Raw genomic sequence first — 17,725 nt, forward strand, 5'->3', positions numbered from 1 at the left:
GTCGTCGGTCCTCCGTCAGTCGTCGAGGAACGGCGCGATGGCCAGGATGCGGCGGTGTTCCGCGAGCCGGTCCAGCGCCGAACCGACCGCCTGCGCCTCCGCGGTGCCGTCGACGCCGATCTCGGACTCGAAGCGCTCCCGCCGCGTGCGCGGATCGCCGCGGTCGGCGGCGGCCCACCGCAGGAACCGCTCGACCACCCGCACCTGTCTGCGGCGCAGGCCCTCGTACGGCTCACGGCTCGCCAGCCACGCGACGAAGGGACCGAGCACGGCCGCCACGTCGGGCGTCGCGGGAGGTCGGGGGGCGGCCGCAACGGGTCGGACGGGTCGGACGGGTCGGACGGGGGCGGGCCGGACGGTCATCGGGTCTCCTTCGGGGGGTCCTTCCGGAACGGTGTCGCGCGTCATACCCCGGTGCGGCCGACCCATGCGTCCGGGCCGAACTCGACGCGCGCCCCCCGGAGGGCGCTTGTACCGTCGAGGTGCGACCGATGCACGATCGACGCCCCGAGCGCGCCCACCACCCGTCGCGCGCCGCTCTACCGAGGTACAGCCAGCTGCCTCTGACGTCCACCGACGTGGAGGAGGCCCCATGACCGCGCCGAACACGGTTCCCGAGCCCGTCCAGGGCCCCCGCACCGCCGAGCGGACTCAGGCCCCCAGCGAGTACGCCGACCAGATGCCCGTGCTGGAGCGCTTCGCCGCGCTGCCCGCCGGCCACCCCGACCGGGACCGTCTGCGGTCCGACCTCGTCCTGGCCTTCCTGCCGGTGGTCCGCCACCTCGCGCAGCGCCACGGCGCGGGCTACCGCGCCGGCATCGAGGACCTGGTGCAGGTGGGCACGATCGGGCTGATCTCGGCGATCGACCGCTGGGACCCCGAGCGCGCCGGCGGGGACTTCCTCGGCTACCTGATCCCGTGCGTCCGCGGGGAGATGCTGCGCTACTTCCGCGACCGGACCTGGTCGATGCGGGTGCCGCGGCGGCTCAAGGAGCTCAGCGTCGCGATCGGCAAGGCCTCGGGCCCGCTGGCGCACGAGCTCGGGCGTGCGCCGAAGCCCAGCGAGCTGGCCCGGCACCTGGGCGTGGACCGCGAGGAGATCGTCGAGGCCCTGGCGGCCAAGGCGAACCAGCACGCCGGCTCGCTGACCGCCGTCGACGACGCGGACGACCAGCCGGTCGCCGACACCCTCGGCGAGGTCGACAAGGCGCTCGAGCACGTCGACCACCGCGAGTCGCTGCGCCCGCTGATCTCCGCGCTGCCCGAGCGGGAGCGGCTCATCCTCACGCTGCGGTTCTTCGGCGAGATGACCCAGACCCAGATCGCCCAGCGCGTCGGCATCTCCCAGATGCACGTCTCCCGGCTGCTCGCCCGCACCCTCGCGCAGCTGCGGGAGGGGCTCGACGGCGGCACCTCCACATGACGGGTCCCGCGCGCACGGTCGTGGTGGTCGGGGCGTCCGGCACCGTGGGGTCCGGGCTGCTCAACGCCCTGGCGGAGCGGCCCGAGGTGACCGTGCGCGCGGTGTGCCGGCACCCGCCGGAGGACGCGCCCCGGACCGGCCGGGTCACCTGGCACCCGCTGGACCTGCTGGCCGCGGACGGCGCGGACCGGCTGACGGAGCTGCTGCGCGGCGCCGACGCCGTCGTGCACCTGGCGTGGGCGATCCAGCCGGTCGGCGACGCGTCGACGCCGCGCAGCGTCGACCTCGACGGCACCGCCGCCGTGCTCGACGCCGCCGGCCGTGCGGGCGTCGGGCAGGTCGTCTTCCTGTCGTCGCAGGCGGTGTACGGCCCGCACCCGCCCGACGGGCCCGCCCGCCCGGTCGACGAGTCCTGGCCGGTCCGGGCGCACCCGGGCTCGCTCTACAGCCGGGACAAGGTCGCCGCGGAGGCGATGCTCGACGACTTCGGGCGCGCCCACCCCGGCGTCGCGGTGACCCGGGTCCGGGCCGCGCTGGTGGTCCGGTCGGACGCCGCGGCCCGGATGCGGCGCCTGTTCCTCGGCCCGGTCGTGCCGACGGCGCTGCTGCGCGCCCTCCGCGCCGGGCGCATCCCGGTGCTGCCGTTGCCGTCCGGGCTCGTCCTGCAGCTGGTGCACGCCGACGACCTCGGCCGCGCCGTGGCCGCCGCCCTCGACCGGCGCGCGGCCGGGGCCTTCAACGTGGCCGCGGACGCGCTCGGCCCCCGGGAGCTCGCGGCGGTCGCCGGCGCCCGCCCGGTGCCGGTGCCGCGGGCGCTGGTGCGGGGTGTGCTCGGCCTGCTGAACCGGATGAACGTGCTCGGCGCGACCACGGGCTGGTTCGACCTGGCAGTGGACACCCCGGCGATGGACACGGGGCGGGCCCGCCGCGAGCTGGGCTGGTCGCCCGCGGTGGACACCGCCGGCGCCGCCCGGATCCTGCTCGACGCGCTCGCCGACACGGACCCGGGCGGCGCGCAGGTCAGCGCGTCGGCAGCACCCGGTCGAGGGTGACGGGCAGGTCCCGCACCCGCACACCGGTGGCGTGCCAGGCGGCGTTGGCCACCGCCGCGGCCGTCCCGACGATGCCGATCTCGCCGATTCCCTTGGACCCCATGGCGTTGACGTACGGGTCGTCCTCGTCGACCCAGTGCGCCTGCAGGTCGTCGACGTCGGCGTTGGCCGGCACGTGGTACTCGGCCAGGTCGTGGTTGACGACGTGCCCGGTGCGCGGGTCGAGCAGGCTCTGCTCGTGCAGGGCCATGCCCAGCCCCATCGTCATGCCGCCCAGGAACTGCGAGCGGGCCAGCCGCGGGTTGACGATCCGCCCCGCCGCGAACACCCCGTACAGCCGGGGCACCCGGACCTCGCCGGTGTCGGCGTGCACCCGGACCTCGGCGAACTGCGCGCCGAAGGCGGACATCGCGTAGTCCTCCTCGGCCGCGTTCGGGTTGACCGACCCGGACGCCCCGTCGCCGTCGTGCGGGTCCTCCCCGTACTTGTCCCGGAACTCCCGCACCGCCTCGACCAGCGCCGATCCCCAGGTCGTGGTGCCGGACGAGCCGCCCGCGACCGAGGCCTCGGGGTGGTCGGTGTCGCCGATCAGCACGTCGACGTCCTCGACCGGGACGTCGAGCGCGTCGGCGGCGATCTGCGGGAGGACGGTCCAGGTGCCGGTGCCGAGATCGGCGGCGCCGATCCGCGCGATGTACCGGCCGCCGTCGTAGGTGACCGTGGCCGTCGACTTCGGCATCCGCATCGTCGGGTAGACCGACGCCGCCACTCCGGTGCCGACCCACCACCCGTCCTCGAGACGCATGCCGGGGCGGTGGTCGCGGCCGGCCCAGCCGAACCGCACGGCGCCCTCGCGGAGGCAGGCCACCAGGTTGCGCGAGGAGAACGGCTTCCCGGTCTCCGGGTCGACCTCGGGCTCGTTGCGGATCCGCAGCTCGACCGGGTCGAGACCCAGCTCGGCGGCGAGCTCGTCCATCGCGACCTCGGGGCCGAACATTCCCGGGCACTCGCCCGGCGCCCGCATCCACGACGGGACCGGGACGTCGAGCGCCGCCAGCCGGTGCGTGGTCCGCCGGTTCGGCGCGGCGTACATGTTCCGGGTCGGCACGCCCGTCTGCTCGGCGAACTCCTTGATCCGCGAGGTCTGCTCGACGACGTCGATCGCGATGCCGCGCAACGTCCCGTCCCGCCCGGCGGCGAGCTGCATCCGCTGGATGGTGGGGGTGCGGTAGCCGGCGAGGGAGAACATCTGCTGGCGGGTGAGGGCGAGCCGGACCGGCCGCCCGGGCACCGCGCGGGCCGCCATCGCCGCCATGATCACGTTGGCGTGCGGGTTGCCCTTCGACCCGAACCCGCCGCCGACGTACGGGCACACCACCCGCACCTGCTCGGGCTCCAGCCCGAAGATCTGCGTGACCGTCTGCCGGACGGGGTGCACGCCCTGGGTGGAGTCCCAGAGGGTGAGGTGCCCGGCGTCCCCCTCGCCCGGCTCCCACAGCGCGGTGGTGGCGTGCGGCTCCATGGGGTTGTTGTGGTGCATCGGCGTCGTGTAGGTCCGGTCGAGCGTCACCGGGGCCTCGGCCATCGCCGCCGCCATGTCGCCCTCGTGGGTGTCCGGGGGATAGGTGGGGTTGACCGACTCCGGGGTGTAGAGGTCGTCGCGGTCGGCCGAGAGCCGCGCGTCGGCCTCCTCCTCGGCGTACGTCACGCGGACCAGGTCCGCGGCCTCGCGGGCCACCTCGTCCGTCTCGGCCAGCACCGCGGCCACGATCTGCCCGCGGAAGCCGACCTCGGTGCCCTGCAGCACCGCGAGCTCGGCGTCGTCGGTGGAGGCGAGGCGCTCGGCGTCGGTGCTGGTCACCACGCCGACGACGCCGTCGAGCGCCGTGGCCTCGGTGGTGTCGACCCCGGTCACGCGCCCCCGGGCGACGGTGGCCTGCACGATCCGGCAGAAGAGCGGGTCGGGGACCGGCGTCTCGTCGGCGTAGATCGCCACGCCGCGGACCTTCGCCCCGCCGTCGCGGCGGGCGAGGTCGCGCCCGATGGCCCTCGGTTCCAGGGTGGCGGTCATGCGCGGGCCTCCTCTCCGGCCAGCGCGCGCAGGGTGCTCACCAGCGTCCCGGTGAGCAGCGGGATCTTGAACGCGTTGCCGCCGTCGAAGCCCTCCTGCGGGCGGGCGTCGGCCAGCTCGGCCTCGGCGGCGGCGCGGTAGGACTCGTCGGTGGCGGGGGCGCCGTGCAGCGCCTCCTCGGCCCGGTGGGCCCGCCAGGGCTTGTGCGCGACCCCGCCGAACGCGAGCCGCACGTCGCGGATCTCGCCGCCGGCCACGTCGAGGCAGGCGGCCACGGACACCAGGGCGAAGGCGTACGACGCCCGGTCCCGCACCTTCCGGTACCGGGAACGCGCGGCGATCGGCGCCGCCGGCACGTCGATCGCGGTGATCAGCTCGCCGTGCCCGAGCACGGTGTCCCGCTCGGGGGTGTCCCCGGGCAGGGTGTGCAGGTCGGTGAAGGGGACGGTGCGCTCCCCGTCCGGCCCGAGCACCTGCACCTGCGCGTCGAGGGCGGCCAGCGCGACCGCCATGTCCGACGGGTGCGTGGCGATGCACTGCCCGGACGTGCCGAGGATCGCGTGGTTGCGGGTGGCCCCGCCGATCGCCGCGCAGCCCGAGCCGGGCTCGCGCTTGTTGCACGGCGTCGTGACGTCCTGGAAGTACACGCAGCGGGTGCGCTGCAGCGGGTTCCCGCCGGTCGTGGCCATGTTGCGCAGCTGCCCGGAGGCGCCGGCGAGGAGCGCCTCGGCCAGCACCGGGTAGCGCCCGCGGACCCGGGGATCGGCCGCGAGGTCGGAGTTCCGCACGGCGGCGCCGAGACGCAGGCCGCCGTCGGGCAGGTCCTCGATCTCGGCGGAGGTCAGCGCGGTGACGTCGACCAGCAGGCCGGGCGTGGCCACGCCCAGCCGCAGGTGGTCGACGAGGTTGGTGCCGCCCGCGAGGAACGCGGCGTCGGGCCGCTCGGCCACGGCCAGGACGGCCTCGCGCGCGTCGGGCGGGGTGGCGTAGGCGAAGGGCCTCATCGGCGCGCCCCTTCCGCAACCTCGGCCACCGCCGCGCGGATGCCCATGTAGGCGCCGCAGCGGCAGAGGTTACCGCTCATCCGCTCCGCGATCTCCCGGTCGACGGCCGCCGGGTCGCCCAGGTCCGGCCCGCCCGCCACGTCGGCGGTGGCGGCGCTGGGCCAGCCGCGCTCCAGCTCGTCGAGCACGCCGACGGCCGAGCACACCTGCCCGGGGGTGCAGTAGCCGCACTGGAAGGCGTCGTGGTCCACGAAGGCGCGGTGCACGGGGTGGTCCTCGTCCGGGCCCGGCGCGAGCCCGGCCGCCGTCGTGACCTCGGCGCCGTCGTGGGCCACGGCGAGGGCGAGGCAGCCCAGGATGCGGCGGCCGCCGACGAGCACGGTGCACGCGCCGCACTGGCCGTGGTCGCACCCCTTCTTCGGGCTCGTGGCCCCGAGCCGCTGCCGCAGCGCGTCGAGCAGCGAGGTCCGGGTGTCGACGCGGAGGTGGTGGGTGGCGCCGTCGACCCGCAGGGTCAGTTCGGTCTCCATGCACGGGGACTTCCCGGATCTCCCCGGTCCATCCCGGCCCGCGGCATGATCCGGCGCCGCGGGCGGTACCCGTGGGGCATGGCCATCGCGACGATCGACCCCAGCACCGGCGACCAGTTGAAGACCTTCGACGCGCTCACGGCCGAGCAGCTCGACGCGAAGATCATGGCCTCGGCGACCGCCTTCCGGCACTGGCGGGACGTCCCGGCGGACCGCCGGGCGGAGCTGTTCCGGGACCTGGCCCAGCGGCTCGACGACGAGGCCGAGGAGCTCGGCCGCATCGCGACGCGGGAGGTCGGCAAGACGTTCGCCTCCGCCGTCGCGGAGGTGCACAAGTGCGCCAAGGGGTGCCGCTACTACGCGGACAACGCCGAGGCGATGCTCGCCGACGTGCCGCACGAGGTGGAGGGCGCCCGGGTGCTCACCCGGTACGAGCCGCTCGGACCCGTGCTCGCGGTGATGCCCTGGAACTTCCCGTACTGGCAGGTGTTCCGGTTCGCCGCCCCGGCGCTGATGGCGGGGAACACCGGCCTGCTCAAGCACGCGTCGAACGTGCCCCAGTGCGCCCTGGCGATCGAGGACGTGTTCCTGCGCGCCGGGTTCCCGGAGAACGTGTTCCAGACGTTGCTCATCGGCTCCTCCGAGATCGAGAAGGTGATCGCCGACGACCGGGTCCGGGCGGTGACCCTGACCGGCAGCGAGGCGGCGGGCCGGGCGGTCGCCGCCGCGGCCGGGAAGCAGATCAAGACCAGCGTGCTCGAGCTGGGTGGCAGCGACCCGTTCGTCGTGCTGCCCTCGGCCGACCTGGACACGGCCGTCCGCAACGCCGTGACCTCGCGGACCCTGAACAACGGCCAGTCCTGCATCAACGCGAAGCGGTTCATCGTGCACACCGAGGTCGCGGACGAGTTCACCCGCCGACTGGGCGAGGCGATGGCGGCGCTGACCGTCGGCGACCCGATGGACGAGAACACGGACGTCGGGCCGTTGTCCTCGGGCGACGCCGTGAAGACCCTCGACCAGCAGGTGCGCGACACCGTCGCCGCCGGCGCCACGCTCGTCACGGGCGGGGAGCCGGGGAGCGGGCCGGGCTTCTACTACCCGCCGACGGTGCTGGCCGACATCCCCGACGGCTCGCCCGCGCACCGCGAGGAGCTGTTCGGCCCGGTCGCGTCGGTCTGGCGCGCGCAGGACCTCGACGACGCCATCCGGATCGCCAACGACTCGCCCTTCGGCCTCGGCGGCAGCGTGTGGACCACCGACGAGGCCGAGCAGGAGCGGCTGGTGCGGGAGATCGAGACCGGGATGATCTACGTCAACCGGTTCACCGAGTCGACCCCCGAGGTGCCGTTCGGCGGCGCCAAGAACTCCGGCTACGGCCGGGAGCTCGCCGGGTTCGGGCCGCGCACCTTCGTCAACGCCAAGACGGTGTGGATCGAGGGCGGCTGACCGGGGTCCGTCAGTCGCCCGGCGCGGCGACGACGTAGTCCTCCGGCGGCGGGTCGCCGGCCAGGTGGCGTCGAGGATCTCCCGGACGCCGGCCGCGATCCGCCGCTGCGCCTCGATCGTCATCCCCGAGTAGTGGACGGTCATGGCGTTGCGCGGCATGGTCCGCCACGGGTGGTCCTCGGGCGCGGGCTGCGGGTACCAGACGTCGCCGGCGTAGCCGCCCAGCCGCCCGAGCACAACGTGCTGCAGGTCGCGGCGTCGGACTCCACGTGGTCCGAACCGACACCGGCGGTGATCACCAGCTTCGGCTCCGGCGCCTTCTCGATCCGCGCGCGGTCGAGGTAGACGGGCCAGAACGGGGTCGTGACCAACACCTCCGCGTCGGCGGGCTCGGCGTCGAGCGCCTCGCCGGTCTCGCTGGTGGTGACGAGCTCGTGCCCGGCCTCCCGGAGTCCGTCGCCCAGGTCGAGGCCGCGCGCGGCGTTGGCCAGGACGTCGGGGTGCTCGTCGGGGTGCTCGTCCGGGTAGAGGACGGCGACGACCTTCACGGGGGTACCTCCGCTGCTCGGATGCTCCGCGGCTACCCCCGTGTGCGCACACGCACACGCCGCGCACCGTCGCCGGATCGTGACCTTCGAGCGCATGGATGATCACCTGTCCGGGTACAAGCGATCACCACCGGGCGCACAGGGTGCCCGGCCGTCGAAGGAGACGCCGTGATCATCCTCGGACTCATACTTCTCGTGGTCGGCTTCCTGACCGGGTTGTCCCTGCTCTACTACATCGGCGCGATCCTGCTGATCCTGGGCGTGATCTTCCTGGTCCTCGGCCGCACCGGCCGGCCCGTCGGCGGCCGCAAGGTCTGGTTCTAGGTGCGGGCCGTGGTCCCGGGCGACCGGGACCACGGCCCTTCTTCCCACCCGCTCGCGGTTGAGCCGCCCGTGGCCGGGTAGGCGGGGCGGGTGATCGCCCGCAGCGACCGGGACGTCGCCGCCGTCCGCGACCTCGCGCGGCCCCTCGGCGGCGACGCCGACCTCGACGAGCTGGTCGCCCGCGCCGGGCGGGCCCGCCTGGTGCTGATCGGCGAGGCGTCGCACGGCACCCACGAGTTCTACGCGTGGCGGGACCGGCTGACCCGGCGGTTGGTCGCCGAGCAGGGCTTCCGGTTCGTCGCGGTGGAGGGGGACTGGCCGGACTGCCGCCGACTGCACCGGTACGCGGTCGGGGACCCGGAGGGCCCCGCGACGGCCGACGAGGCCCTCGCCGGCTACGACCGCTGGCCCACGTGGATGTGGGCGAACACCGCCGTGCGGGACGCGATGCGGTGGCTGCACGACCACAACGCGGGGCGCCCGCCGTCCGAGCGGGTCGGCTTCCACGGCCTGGACGTCTACAGCCTGCACCGCTCGATGCGCGCGGTCGTCGACTGGCTGGCCGAGCACGAGCCGGTGCTCGCCGAGACCGCGCGGGCCGCCTACGCGTGCTTCGACCCGTTCGGCCCCGATCCCTTCGACTACGCGCGGCGCACGCGGTGGGTCCCGGAGGACTGCGAGGAGCCCGTCGTCGAGGTGCTGCAGGAGCTGTGCGCCGGGCACAGCAGGGGCGAGACCGGGTCCGCCGACGAGCGGTTCGTGGCCGAGCAGAACGCGGCCGTCGTCGCCGGGGCCGAGCGCTACTACCGGACCGCGGTGGGCGGCGGCCCCGAGTCGTGGAACGTCCGCGACCACCACATGGCCGACACGCTCGACCGGCTCCTCGACCACGCGGGCCCGGGCTCGAAGGGCGTGGTGTGGGCGCACAACACGCACATCGGCGACGCCCGTGCCACCGACATGGCGGAGCACGGCATGACCAACCTCGGCGAGCTGGCCCGCGAGCGGCACGCCGACGAGGGCGTCCTGCTCGTGGGGCAGGCGGGGCACCGCGGCACGGTGCTCGCCGGCGAGGCCTGGGGCGCCGCGGCCGAACGGATGCAGGTCCCGGAGGCCCGCCCGGGCAGCGCCGAGGACCTGCTGCACGAGGCCGTGGGCGACGGGCCGTCCGTGCTGTCCTTCCCGCCGTCGCCCGAGCAGCCCCGGTGGCTGCGCACCCCACTGGACCACCGGGCGATCGGCGTGATCTACCACCCGCGGCGCGAGCGCCGGGGCAACTACGTGCCGTCCACCCTGGGCGACCGCTACGACGCCCTGATCTGGTGCGGCGACACCTCCGCGCTCGAGCCGGTCCGCCCCGAGCCGCCCGACGACCCCGAACCCGAGACCGCGCCCTCCGGCGAATGACGGCGTGCAAGGCTCGCGCGATCCGCGGTACCCGGGGGCCGTGACCGACCTCGAGGTGGACGCGGCGATGGTGGGCGGGGCCACCACACCGAGAGCGCCTGGGCCTACGCCCACCTGCCCCGCGGGGTGGACGACGCCGACTCGGCCGACGAGCCGGTCCGCCGCGTCGAGGGCGTGCTGGAGCGGTTCGCCCCTGGCTTCGGCGGACGGGTGCGGCACCGGGCCGTGCGGCGGCCGTCGGACCTGCAGGACGCGGACCCGAACCTGGTTCGCCGCGCGGGCCGCTCTGGACGCCCAGGAGGTGTCGGGCGTCCTGCGCCGGGCGGCGACGTCGGCCGCGCTCGAGCTGCTGCGGCGGTCCGGCAGGGATGAGGAGCGCGTCAGCGGGTAGGCGCCAGCAGGCACCACAGGACGAGATCGGGAGGACCGGGATGGCGGACACGGCACGAAGGGTCGCGGCGGTCGCCGACGACCGGGCACAATCGGAGGCCGAGCAGTACCGGCACGGCGAGGACCGCCCCCTGGAGGGCTACGTCGTGGTGATGGCGATCTTCGGCGCGGTCGTCAGCGCGGTCGCGGGGATCACGGCGGCGACCCGCAGGACGGTGCCCACGCTGTCGGTGAAGGACCTGGTGCTGCTCACCGTGGCCACCCACAAGCTCTCCCGCACGATCACCAAGGACGCCGTGACCAGCCCGCTCCGCGCGCCCTTCGCGCAGTACGCGGACACGGCGGGGCCAGCCGAGGTGATGGAGGAGCCGCGCACGGAGTCCTCGCTGCGGCACGGCGTCGGCGAGCTGCTGACCTGCCCCTTCTGTCTCGACCTGTGGATCGCCACCGGCTTCGCGATCGGGCTGGTCTTCGCGCCCCGGCCGACGCGGTTGGTCCTGGGCACCTTCACCGCGCTGGCCGGGGCGGACTTTCTGCAGCTGGCGTACTCGGCGGCGCAGCAGGCCCAGGAGTGAGCCGAGTCGTCGTCGACGTGCCGGTGGCGGGGCGCCCCTCCTCGAGGCGCTGCCGCTGGGGCACGACGGTTGGACTTCGGGTCCTCGGCGGACCGCACGCCGGCGTGGAAGATCCCGAACCGGGTGGCCGCCGACGCGGCCACGGGCGCCGCGCCGGACAGCGCCGACGCGAGGCGGCTGCGCCGCCCGAGCAGCGCCCCGGCCAGGCCGGCGACGGCGAGGACCTTCGACGTCCGGACGTACCGCCCGCCGGTGCCCGAGGAGTAGGGCTCGGCCGTCATCCCCATCCGCCGTTCGATCAGCTCGAACGGGGCCAGCTCGGCTCCACCACGGCGACTACTACGCCTTCTCCACAATCTGCACGCACCTCGGCTGCCCGGCGTCGCTGTACGACAGCCGGCTGCAGGTGTTCCTCTGCCCCTGCCACCAGTCCGAGTTCAGGATCACCGAGGGGGCCCGGCCGGTCTTCGGCCCCGCCGCGCGGCCGCTCCCACAGCTGCCGATCACCGTCGACGCCGACGGCTACTCCGTCGCCCGCGGGGACTTCCCCGACCCCGTCGGGCCGAGCTTCTGGGAGCAACACTGATTCCTGTCGCGCGAAATCGGCGCGCGGCCCGCACGATCGAGGGGTGCGCACGACGATCGACGCGTCCGGACCCGTCCCCGGCCGCCGAGGCCTGGGACCGGTACGCCCGCCCGGAACGCTGGCCGGAGTGGGCGCCGTACCTGCTCGGGGTCGACGCCTCCGCGGACCGCCTCGTCCCGGGCATGACCGGCCGCGTGCGCGGGCCGCTGCGGCTCGCCGTGCCGTTCACCGTCACCGAGGTCCACGAACCCGACGAGTCGGGGCCGGGCGGCGCTCCCGCCGCCCGGCCGGGCACCGGCTCCTGGGCGTGGGACGTCCGGCTCGGGGCGATCGGGCTGTCGCTCGACCACGGCGTCGAGCCGCGGGGGAGCGGCACCCGGACGTGGCTGACGGTCGACGGGCCCTGGCCGGTCCTGGCCCTCTACCTGCCGCTGGCGCGGATCTCGCTCGAGATGCTGGTCCGCCGCCGGCGCTGACCCGCGAGCCGGCCCGTGGCGCGCGCGGCACCGCTCCCCGCGGCGGCGAGGGCCGCGCGGCGACGGACGAGCGCCCGCCCGCCCTTCACCAGCAGTGCACCCGCCGCCACCCACGGCCCCGCCACGACGACGGGGTCGAGCCACTGGTGCGCGAGGTCGGCACGGCCGCGCCCGAACCGGGACCCGAGCGGGCGGCGCGTGAATTCGCCGAGCACGCCCGTCTCGGTGACCGGATTGTCCGGGCGCAGGGTGGTGAAGGAGCGCAGGTGGTGCTCCCCCGCGTCGATCCGGTCCCCGAGCATCAGCAGGAGCCAGTGCGCCGCCCGGCCCTCGCTGTAGCGGCGGTAGGCCAGGCCCCGCACCACCCCGGAGAGCCCGCGGCGGGGGCACGTGGTCCCGTAGACGGGGGTGAGGAACTCGTGCTCGACGGACCGCTCCCGGCGGGGGTCCTCCGGCTGCCGGTCGGGGAAGCGCCAGTGCGCGCCCGTGAGGTCCGTGCGGAACTGCAGCTTCGGCTCGGAGGGCCGGTCCTTCGGGTCCAGGTCGACGCCCCAGCCGGGGATGCGGGCCCGCAGCTCGTCGAGGGACTCCCTCAGGGGCGGCCTGTCCGGTGTGTACGTCATCGGGTCTCCTCCTCAGGCCGCACTCGGCAGGACCAGGGTCTTGATGCAGTCGTCGAGCTTCGCGGAGAACATGTGGTAGGCCTCCGCGATGTGCTCCAGCGGCACCCGGTGGGTGACGATCTCGGCAGGCTTGATGTACCCCTGCCGCACGTGCTCGAACAGGCGCGGCCACTGGCGCTTCACCGGGCACTGGTTCATCCGCAGCGTGAGGCCCTTGTTCATGGCGTCGCCGAACTTGAGCGCGCTGAACAGCGGCCCGTAGGCGCCCATGACCGAGACGGTGCCGCCCTTGCGCACCGAGTCGATGGCCCAGTTCAGGGCCACGGGGGAGCCGCCCTGCAGCTTGAGCTTCGCCGACGTGACGTGCTGCAGGAAGTTGCCGTCCGCCTCCGCGCCCACGGCGTCGATCGCCACGTCCGCGCCGAGGAACCCGGTGTCGCGCTTGAGGTGCAGCACGACGTCGGCGACCTCGGTGAAGTTGAGGGTCTCGGCGTGGGCGAAGGTCCGGGCCTTCTCGAGCCGGTAGTCGAGGTGGTCGACGACGATGACGCGCCCCGCGCCCATCAGCCACGACGACAGGGCGGCGTAGAGCCCGACCGGGCCGGCCCCGAACACGACCACCACGTCGCCCTCGGCGATCTCGCCGAGCTGCGCGCCGAAGTAGCCGGTGGCCAGCGCGTCGGTGAGCAGGACGGCGTCGTCGTCGTCCATCCAGGCGGGGATCGTCGCCGGCCCGACGTCCGCCAGGGGCACCCGCACGAACTCGGCCTGCCCGCCGTCGTAGCCGCCGCAGGTGTGGGAGTAGCCGTAGATCCCGCCGACCGCCGTGGCGTTCGGGTTCACGTTGTGGCAGTTGGAGTACAGCCCCCGCGCGCAGTACCAGCAGGAACCGCAGAAGATGTTGAACGGCACCATGACCCGGTCGCCGACCTGCAGGTTCTGCACGGTCGGTCCGACCTCGTCGACCACCCCGACGAACTCGTGGCCGAAGGTGTGTCCGATCCGTGTGTCCGGCATGAGCCCGTGGTACAGGTGCAGGTCCGAGCCGCAGATCGCGGCGCGGGTGACCCGCACGATCGCGTCGTTCGGGTGCTCGATCCGCGGTCTCTCCTTCTCCTCCACCCGGATCTTGTAGGGGCCCCGGTAGACCATCGCGCGCATCGCCGCCTCCTCGCGGACCGGCAGCGTTCCTCCCGCCCCCGGTCCGGGAGCTCGGCCGGCCGGTCGGGTGCTACCCGCGACGGGAGGAGTCATCCCCGTCCGGCCGCCCGGCCGCCGGACTCAGCTCAGCCGGCGGGTGCCGGCGGGCAGCCCGCCGCCGGCGTAGACGTCCTCGGCGAGCGCGGCCAGCGCGGTCAGGGCGACGTTCTGGCTCCACGGGCCGTAGGAGACCCGGGCGACCCCGAGCTTCTGCGCCGTCCCCAGCGGGATGGACCCCGGCACGCCGATGAGGTTGACCTTGCGCTCGCCGAGCGCCTCGACGAGGCGGCCGACCGTGGTCTCGTCGAGCTTGCCCGGCACGAAGAAGGTGGTCGCGCCGGCCTCGAGGTAGGCGCGACCGCGCTCGATCGCGTCGGCCAGGACCTCCTCGGGGTCCCGGTCGCCGGCCTTGAGGAACGCGTCCGTGCGGGCGTTGAGCACGAACGGCACGCCCGCCTTCTCCCCGGCGGCGACCGCGGCCTCCACCGCCCGGACCGAGTCGGCCAGCGGCTTCATCTGGTCCTCGAGGTTGGCGCCGACGATGCCGACGTCGATGGCGCGCGCGATGGTGCCGCCCGGGTCGCCGTAGCCCGCCTCGAGGTCGGCGGTCACCGGCAGGTCGCCGGCGACCCGCGCGATCAGCCCGACCTCGGCGATCATCTCGTCGCGCGGGATGTTCTCGCCGTCCTCGTAGCCGCGGGAGGCGGCGATGCCGTGGCTGGCGGTGGCCAGGGCCTTGGTCCCGGGGACCTGCGCGACGACCTGGGCGGTGATCGCGTCCCAGACGTTGACGACGAGCAGGAGCTCGGGCGCCTCGTGCAGCCGGCGCAGTTCGGTGGCCTTGTCGACGATGGTGCTCATGGCCGGACCGTAACCAGCACACCGCCGATCGGCACAGCCCGATTCGGCACGGCGCGGATCAGCACGGCGCGCTTCGCCCGCGCGCCACCCCACATGAGTGAGCTCGGCCGGCGTGCCCTCCGGCCGAGCCCACGCGGCACCGGTCCGGGGTCGGGTCCGGGCGGGATCCGATCGCCGGCCGGGCGTCCCCCTCCCACCGCCGCGAGCACCGAGCCTGGCCCAGACCTGGAACGGGTTCTAGGGACTTAAGTCCCGAGCGCCCGGGCCGGGGCCCGGAGCGCCCGTCAGGCGCAGGGCCAGCGCGAACGCCGCTGCGTCGTCGAGCCCCGCACCCTCGGTGAGCGCGGCGTCGAGCCGGGGGCCGAGCGCCGCGCGGGCCGCCGCCTCCACCCGGCGCTCGCGGTCCAGGTCCGGGCCGAACGCCGGGGTGGCACGCGGGCTGGCCCGCAGTGACCCGAGCAGGGTGGCGGCGTCGGCGTACCGGCCCAGCCCCGACAGCGCCTCGACCAGTGCGCGGACCGCCACCCAGGTGTGCGTCCACGAGCCCGACCGGTGCCAGTGCTCCAGCAGCGGCCGCAGCTCGGCCAGTGGCGCGTCGCGGTGCCGGACCGCCGAGGTGAGCAGGGTGTGCCGGGCGATCCCGGCGACGAACGCGGAGTCGGCCTCCTCGGCCAGCGCCACCGCGGCCCGCAGGTGCGCCGCGGCCCCGGGGTCGCCCTGCTCGGTCCGGTGCTCGCCCTGTGCGTACTCGCCCCAGGCCCGCACGGTCGGCGCACCGGATCGGGCCGCGACCTCCGCGATCTCGGCCTCCAGCGCCGTCGTGTCCGGGTCGGCGCCGGTGTCGTCCGCGGGGGCGTAGGTCGTGCAGAACAGCCGGTCGACGAGGGCGGACACCACCACGTGGTCGTCCGGTCCGTCGGGGTCGTCCCGCGGGGCCGTCCGCAGGGCGGCGCGGGCGGCCTCGGCCGCCGTCCGCGCCTCGGGCAGCCGGCCGGCGAAGGTGTGGAGGTTGGCGAAGAGCTCGTGGCCGTGGGCGGGGAAGCCGAGCGCGACCAACGCGTCCGCGTGCGCCGCGGCCAGGTCGAGGTCCCCGCGCTGCCAGCAGGCGCAGGCGACGAAGTACACCGTGCGGGCGGCGGCGGGGGAGAGCCGGCGGGTCGCGACGCGGCCGTCGGCGCCCACCACCCCGGCCGCCCGCAGGGCCTCCTCGGCCGGGTCGACGAGGTCGATCCGGCAGCGCAGGTAGCCGAGCTCGGCGAACAGCCCGGCGAGGCGCAGCAGGTCGTCACGGGGCCCGTTCTCGACGAGCCAGGCGTGGGCGCGCCGCAGGTCGGCCAGGTGGGCGTCGAACCGGCGCACCGCCTCCGCCTCCCCGGGCCCGCGCCGCGCACGGCTCACGTCAGCCGCGAGGCCCGCGGCCCACGCGGCGTGCCGGGCCCGCAGCCCGGGCCCCTCCGCCCGCTCGGCGATCCGGCTCCGGCCGAAGGCGCGCAGGGTCTCCAGCATCGTGAACCGCGTCCCGCGCCGGACGACGAGCGAGCGCTCGACCAGGTCCGGCAGGGCCGCCGCGTCGCCGCACACGGCCTCGACCGCCCCCGGCTCGACCGGCCCGGCGAACACGGCCATCCGGTCGAAGAGCGTGCGCTGCTCCTCGTCGAGCAGTCCGTAGGACCAGGCGACGACGTCGCGGAGCGAGCGGTGCCGGGCGGCGGCCGTGCGCCGCCCGCCGCGCAGCACGTCGAGGGGCCGGTCGAGGGCCTCCACCAGCCCGGCCAGCCCCAGCGGCAGGGCGCGGGCTGCGGCGAGCTCCAGGGCGAGCGGCAGCCCGTCGAGCCGCGCGCAGATCTCGTCCACGAGCGCCCCGTCGACGACCGCGGCGGGGTCGCCCGCCCGGATCCGGTCGGCCAGCAGCCGTGCCGCGTCAGGAGGATCGAGCGGGGCGACGGGCAGGCACTGCTCGGCGTCGATCCGCAGCGCCTCCCGACCGGTGGCCAGGACGTCGACGCCCGGCGCGCCCGCCACCACGGCCTCCGCCAGCGCCGCCGCCCGCTCGACGACGTGCTCGCAGTTGTCCAGCACCAGGAGCAGCCGCCGCGGCGCGAGCACCTCGACGATCCGCTCCCGAAGCGAGCCCGCGTCGGCGTCGATGATCCGCAGGAGCCCGGCCAGGGCGGACTCGACGTCGTCCGGGCCGCCGTCGCCGAGCTCCACGAGCAGGACGCCGTCGGAATACCGCGGGCCGGCCTCGGCGGCGACGTGCCGGGCCAGCCGGGTCTTGCCGACGCCCCCGGGTCCGGTGAGCGTGACTAGCCGGGACCGGCCGAGCAGCTCGGCGGCCAGGGCGAGCTCCGCGGCCCGCCCGACGAACGAGTTGGCGGGCGGGGGAGGAGAGGCGGTGCGTCCGGGGACCTCGGGCGGAGGTGGTGTGGCCGGTGGCGCCGGCGCCGCGAGCTCCTGCCTCAGCACCCGGCCCTCGAGTTCGCGCAGCTCCGGTGAGGGGTCCAGCCCCAGCTCCTCGGCCAGCCGGGTGCGCAGCGCGGCGTAGGCGTCGAGTGCCTCGGCCTGTCGCCCGGCGGCGACGAGTGCCCGCATCAGCACGCCGACGGCCCGCTCGCGCAGCGGCTCGGCGCGCACCAGCGGCTCCAGAGCGGCGACGGCGTCGGCGGGCCGGCCCGCCTCCAGCAGGGCGGTCGCCCGCTCCTCGACGGCGTGCCGGCGCAGCTCGTCGAGCCGCGCCACCTCGGGCTCGACGGTGGGGTGGTCGAGGTCGGCGAAGGGCCGTCCGCGCCATAGCGCGAGGGCGGCGTCGAGCACGGCGAGCCGGGCGGCCGGGTCGTGCCCGTCCGCGGCGAGGCCCTCGAGCAGGTCGGTGAAGGCAGCCGCGTCGACCGCGGTCCGGTCGGCACGCAGCCGGTAGCCCCGCGGGGTCGTCTCGACCACGAGGCCCGGCGGCAGCAGCCGGCGCAGCCGCGCCACGTTCGTCTGGACGGCGCCCGCCGGGTCGGCCGGCGGGGTGGCGCCCCAGACCAGCTCGGCGAGCAGGTCCACGGGCACGGGCTCGTCCAGGCGCAGCGCCAGGGCGGCGAGCAGGCGCCGCTGCCGCGCCGACCCCACCGCGACCGACCCGTCGGCGAGGGCGAGCGGTCCGAGCACCCGGAGGGCCGCCATCACGCCATCGTGGCGCATCCGGCGCGCGTGCGGCAGCG

18 protein-coding genes are annotated in these 17,725 nt (G+C 75.5%); 9 read left to right on the forward strand and 9 right to left on the reverse strand.

The genetic code is table 11. The annotated features are described in order from the left end of the window. Window positions 1-15: 15 nt before the first annotated feature. Complete coding sequence (locus tag ACQP04_RS16650; protein WP_433507939.1) at window positions 16-270, reverse strand: hypothetical protein; 255 nt, start codon at window positions 268-270, stop codon at window positions 16-18. Between the two features lie 322 nt (window positions 271-592). Here ACQP04_RS16650 and ACQP04_RS16655 point away from each other — a divergent pair, with 322 nt between their 5' ends. Both ACQP04_RS16655 and ACQP04_RS16660 read left to right on the forward strand, forming a co-directional pair. Then, complete coding sequence (locus ACQP04_RS16655; protein WP_433507940.1) at window positions 593-1,423, forward strand: SigB/SigF/SigG family RNA polymerase sigma factor; 831 nt, start codon at window positions 593-595, stop codon at window positions 1,421-1,423. Beyond that, window positions 1,420-2,475 carry an NAD-dependent epimerase/dehydratase family protein gene (locus ACQP04_RS16660; RefSeq protein ID WP_433507941.1) on the forward strand — a complete coding sequence of 352 codons (1,056 nt, stop codon included), beginning with the start codon at window positions 1,420-1,422 and terminating at the stop codon, window positions 2,473-2,475. Before ACQP04_RS16655 ends, ACQP04_RS16660 begins: the two co-directional genes overlap by 4 nt. On the opposite strand, the gene ACQP04_RS16665 is transcribed toward ACQP04_RS16660, so the two are convergent. Genes ACQP04_RS16665 through ACQP04_RS16675 form a run of 3 tightly spaced genes read right to left on the reverse strand, consistent with a single transcriptional unit; the run spans window position 2,444 to window position 6,080 of the window. Then, the gene (locus tag ACQP04_RS16665; protein ID WP_433507942.1) at window positions 2,444-4,546 is read right to left on the reverse strand and encodes a xanthine dehydrogenase family protein molybdopterin-binding subunit; all 2,103 of its coding nucleotides are present in this window, start codon (window positions 4,544-4,546) and stop codon (window positions 2,444-2,446) included. The genes ACQP04_RS16660 and ACQP04_RS16665 overlap by 32 nt on opposite strands. Beyond that, the gene (locus tag ACQP04_RS16670; protein ID WP_433507943.1) at window positions 4,543-5,550 is read right to left on the reverse strand and encodes an FAD binding domain-containing protein; all 1,008 of its coding nucleotides are present in this window, start codon (window positions 5,548-5,550) and stop codon (window positions 4,543-4,545) included. The genes ACQP04_RS16665 and ACQP04_RS16670 overlap by 4 nt, the downstream gene beginning before the upstream one ends. After that, window positions 5,547-6,080: a 2Fe-2S iron-sulfur cluster-binding protein gene (locus ACQP04_RS16675; protein WP_433507944.1), complete on the reverse strand. Its 534-nt coding sequence runs from the start codon at window positions 6,078-6,080 to the stop codon at window positions 5,547-5,549. The genes ACQP04_RS16670 and ACQP04_RS16675 overlap by 4 nt, the downstream gene beginning before the upstream one ends. A gap of 78 nt (window positions 6,081-6,158) precedes the next feature. Here ACQP04_RS16675 and ACQP04_RS16680 point away from each other — a divergent pair, with 78 nt between their 5' ends. Then, the gene (locus tag ACQP04_RS16680) at window positions 6,159-7,529 is read left to right on the forward strand and encodes an NAD-dependent succinate-semialdehyde dehydrogenase (RefSeq protein WP_433507945.1); all 1,371 of its coding nucleotides are present in this window, start codon (window positions 6,159-6,161) and stop codon (window positions 7,527-7,529) included. Between the two features lie 140 nt (window positions 7,530-7,669). Here the strand turns inward: ACQP04_RS16680 and ACQP04_RS16685 are convergent, their stop codons facing one another. Then, window positions 7,670-8,077, reverse strand: coding sequence for a hypothetical protein (locus ACQP04_RS16685; RefSeq protein ID WP_433507946.1), 408 nt, complete (start codon window positions 8,075-8,077; stop codon window positions 7,670-7,672). A gap of 168 nt (window positions 8,078-8,245) precedes the next feature. Between ACQP04_RS16685 and ACQP04_RS16690 the strand changes: the two genes are divergently transcribed. The 6 genes from ACQP04_RS16690 to ACQP04_RS16715 all read left to right on the forward strand — a co-directional run bounded on the left by ACQP04_RS16690 (window position 8,246) and on the right by ACQP04_RS16715 (window position 11,835). Beyond that, window positions 8,246-8,401, forward strand: coding sequence for a hypothetical protein (locus ACQP04_RS16690; protein ID WP_197040567.1), 156 nt, complete (start codon window positions 8,246-8,248; stop codon window positions 8,399-8,401). Window positions 8,402-8,491: 90 nt separating this feature from the next. Continuing rightward, a complete protein-coding gene (locus ACQP04_RS16695) occupies window positions 8,492-9,808 on the forward strand; it encodes an erythromycin esterase family protein (RefSeq protein ID WP_433507947.1) in 1,317 nt (438 codons plus the stop codon). A 431-nt stretch (window positions 9,809-10,239) separates the two neighbouring features. After that, window positions 10,240-10,773 carry a DUF1360 domain-containing protein gene (locus ACQP04_RS16700; protein WP_433507948.1) on the forward strand — a complete coding sequence of 178 codons (534 nt, stop codon included), beginning with the start codon at window positions 10,240-10,242 and terminating at the stop codon, window positions 10,771-10,773. A gap of 69 nt (window positions 10,774-10,842) precedes the next feature. Then, on the forward strand, window positions 10,843-11,040 hold the full coding sequence (locus ACQP04_RS16705; protein WP_433507949.1) for a hypothetical protein: 198 nt from the start codon (window positions 10,843-10,845) through the stop codon (window positions 11,038-11,040). Between the two features lie 118 nt (window positions 11,041-11,158). Beyond that, window positions 11,159-11,359, forward strand: a complete 201-nt coding sequence (locus ACQP04_RS16710; RefSeq protein WP_433508380.1) for a ubiquinol-cytochrome c reductase iron-sulfur subunit — start codon at window positions 11,159-11,161, stop codon at window positions 11,357-11,359. A gap of 182 nt (window positions 11,360-11,541) precedes the next feature. After that, the gene (locus ACQP04_RS16715; RefSeq protein WP_433507950.1) at window positions 11,542-11,835 is read left to right on the forward strand and encodes a hypothetical protein; all 294 of its coding nucleotides are present in this window, start codon (window positions 11,542-11,544) and stop codon (window positions 11,833-11,835) included. Here the strand turns inward: ACQP04_RS16715 and ACQP04_RS16720 are convergent. From ACQP04_RS16720 to ACQP04_RS16735, 4 genes are all read right to left on the reverse strand, one after another. Beyond that, the gene (locus ACQP04_RS16720; protein WP_433507951.1) at window positions 11,781-12,458 is read right to left on the reverse strand and encodes a hypothetical protein; all 678 of its coding nucleotides are present in this window, start codon (window positions 12,456-12,458) and stop codon (window positions 11,781-11,783) included. The genes ACQP04_RS16715 and ACQP04_RS16720 overlap by 55 nt on opposite strands. A 12-nt stretch (window positions 12,459-12,470) precedes the next feature. Next, window positions 12,471-13,619 (reverse strand): zinc-dependent alcohol dehydrogenase, encoded by a 1,149-nt coding sequence (locus ACQP04_RS16725; protein WP_433507952.1) that lies wholly within the window; start codon window positions 13,617-13,619, stop codon window positions 12,471-12,473. Window positions 13,620-13,739: 120 nt separating this feature from the next. Next, window positions 13,740-14,519, reverse strand: coding sequence for an isocitrate lyase/PEP mutase family protein (locus ACQP04_RS16730; protein ID WP_433507953.1), 780 nt, complete (start codon window positions 14,517-14,519; stop codon window positions 13,740-13,742). Between the two features lie 237 nt (window positions 14,520-14,756). Continuing rightward, window positions 14,757-17,687, reverse strand: a complete 2,931-nt coding sequence (locus ACQP04_RS16735) for an ATP-binding protein (protein WP_433507954.1) — start codon at window positions 17,685-17,687, stop codon at window positions 14,757-14,759. Window positions 17,688-17,725 lie beyond the last annotated feature (38 nt).

Source organism: Pseudonocardia halophobica (assembly GCF_050948485.1).
GTDB classification, from domain to species: domain Bacteria; phylum Actinomycetota; class Actinomycetes; order Mycobacteriales; family Pseudonocardiaceae; genus Pseudonocardia; species Pseudonocardia halophobica.